The organism is Thermococcus sp. (assembly GCF_027008145.1).
In the GTDB taxonomy this organism is placed as follows: domain Archaea; phylum Methanobacteriota_B; class Thermococci; order Thermococcales; family Thermococcaceae; genus Thermococcus.
Window position 1 is genome coordinate 1 of record NZ_JALTCZ010000089.1, and the last position, 2,407, is coordinate 2,407.

Here is a 2,407-nt window from a genome sequence, read left to right on the forward strand (position 1 = left end):
CTCGAAATAATCGAGGACGGTAAGAAACTTGGAATCCTTGAGGTCAGGAAGGAGTTAAGGCTCTTCGGTAGGGAGAGCAGGCCCCTTTACCAGATGCTCGCATACTCGACCAACCCCGAGATACCAGAGATAACGGGTGACGAGAGGAAGGCTATAGAGTGGCTCAGGGGCAGGGGCTTTGACCCCGAGCTGAAGTACTGGCAGTTGAGGGAGGAAGAAAAGAGGAAGCTCCACGAGGCCCTTCTCGTTCACATGATAAAGCACGCCTCCCCCAAGGAGGCCATAGACAGACTAATCGGGGACGTTGTTGTGAGCCCTCTCTATCCCGAGGGCGACCCGAGGCATGAGGCCAGGGAGTTCGCGACCTTGCTGAACGCAACAGGTCGCTTAAATGCTGGAACCCTCGGCGTTGCCATCTGCCTTGGTGACGAAGAGGCCTTCAAGAGGGCCGTTAAGATGCTTGATGAATACAAGAGGGAGCAGATAGAGGCGAGGAAGTTCATAATCCAGAACTGGAGCATGGTCGAGGAGGGGGAGCACGTCTACGTCTTCTACGCCGGCAGGAACATCAGGGATACCCTGGTTGGGATAGCTGCGAACATTGCGATAAACACTGGTCTGGCCAAGCCAGAGAAGCCGGTGGTTGTTCTGGCAGACAGCGAGGAGGACGAGAACCTCGTGAAGGGGTCCGCAAGAACCACCGAGAAGGCCCTTGAGAAGGGCTACCACCTTGGAGAGGCCTTAAGGGAAGTCGCGGAAAAGCTCGGTGGCGAGGGCGGAGGCCATGCCATAGCCGCTGGCATAAGGTTTCCCAGGGATAAGATAGCGGAGTTCATAAGGTTGCTGAACGAGGCCCTTGCCAGGCAGGTGGAGGGAAAGCAGGATGGAGATTAAAGCTTCCGTCGAGCTGATCTGGCACTACCGTGACCCCCGGAAGGCGGAAGCCGTTGCCCGGGCCGTTCAGGTTGACAACGAGGCGATCCCGGAGGGACTAAAGAAAAGTTTAAATGTGGTAACCCGATGGGTTGATGGAGACGTTATAACAAAGGTTAAATACTCGGGTGAGATTGAGACACTCATCAAAGCGCTCGATGATTTGGTGTTTTCGGTCAAGATCGCGGAGGAAATGACCGAAAAGGTATGAAGTGGAGGTGTTAAGATGGCAAAGGGTAATCCAAGACGTAGGGCCGCCGCGGCAAAGGACAAGTGGAAGATGAAGGACTGGTACATCGTCTACGCCCCCGAGTTCTTTGGGAGCAAGGAGATAGGTCTTACTCCGGCTGACGATCCCGAAAAGGTCATCGGTAGAGTAGTGGAGACAACCCTGAGGGATCTCACCGGGGACTTCACCAAGAATCACGTCAAGCTCTATTTCCAGGTCTACGACGTGAAAGGACAGAACGCGTACACGAAGTTCAAGGGGCACACCCTGGCTAGGAGCTACATAAGGAGCCTCGTCAGGAGGAGGACAACGCGCGTTGACGGCATATTCAACATCACCACAAAGGACGGCTACAGGCTTCGCGTTATGGGCATGGTAATCGCCTACAGGAGGATCCAGACCAGCCAGGAGAGGGCTATAAGGAAGATAATCCAGGATATAATCTACAAGAAGGCAGAGGAACTCAACTTCGCCGACTTCGTCCTTCAGTCGGTGAACGGCCAGATAGCCAGCGAGATAGCCAAGGAAGCGAGGAAGGTATACCCGATAAAGCGCGCTGAGGTCAGGAAGATAAAGGTTCTCGCCGAACCCGGGGCCTGAGGCCCCCAGTTCCCTTCTACTTAACCGGCACGCTTTTTAGTCCTCCGCCAATTTTCTCTGGAGGTGTCGCCATGAAGTTCATAATCAAGACCCAGCGCGACATGGAGGCAGTTGCAGGCAACTACATCAGGGAGGCCCTTCCAGATGCAAGGGTCTGGATAGCCCCTATGGGCTACACCGGCCTCGTCCTCGTCGAGACCGATGACAGCAAAGCGGAGGAAAAGCTCCTTGAGATACCGGAGGTCGAGCGTGTAATACCCGTCCTGAGGGAAGTCCCGGCTGATATGGAGGCAATAGCCGGCACCGCTAAGGAGATAGCCCCCCTCATAGGTGAGAACGAGACCTTTGCGGTGAAAACGAAGAGGCGAGGGAAGCACGACTTTTCGAGTATCGACGTCAACAGGGTTCTCGGGGCGAAGGTGAGGGAACTAACAAACGCCGATGTCAACCTGAGCTGGCCCGATAAGGTTGTCCACGTCGAGATAATAGGTGATAGGGCCTACGTCTCCGTTCTGCCCGGCGAGGAGTTCAGGAAGTACACGCCAGACAAGATAGACGCAAGGAAACTTTTCTCCAAGCTCACAGTCGTCCAGATGTCCTACTGGGGCGACTACAAGGCCTGCAGGACGTTCGGAGAGAAGATAG

Annotated in this window: 4 protein-coding genes; all 4 read left to right on the top strand. The window is 54.9% G+C overall.

Annotated elements, in window-relative coordinates; all coding sequences use genetic code 11:
• Positions 1–894 (top strand): DHH family phosphoesterase (locus MVD07_RS04390; RefSeq protein WP_297499089.1); only part of this gene is annotated, 894 nt, incomplete at its 5' end.
• Positions 884–1,144, top strand: a complete 261-nt coding sequence (locus MVD07_RS04395) for a KEOPS complex subunit Pcc1 (protein WP_297499091.1) — start codon at positions 884–886, stop codon at positions 1,142–1,144. The genes MVD07_RS04390 and MVD07_RS04395, both read left to right, overlap by 11 nt.
• A gap of 15 nt (positions 1,145–1,159) precedes the next feature.
• Positions 1,160–1,762 (top strand): 30S ribosomal protein S3ae, encoded by a 603-nt coding sequence (locus MVD07_RS04400; RefSeq protein WP_297499093.1) that lies wholly within the window; start codon positions 1,160–1,162, stop codon positions 1,760–1,762.
• A gap of 71 nt (positions 1,763–1,833) precedes the next feature.
• Positions 1,834–2,407: THUMP domain-containing protein (locus MVD07_RS04405; protein ID WP_297499095.1), on the top strand; the 574-nt coding region annotated here is incomplete at its 3' end.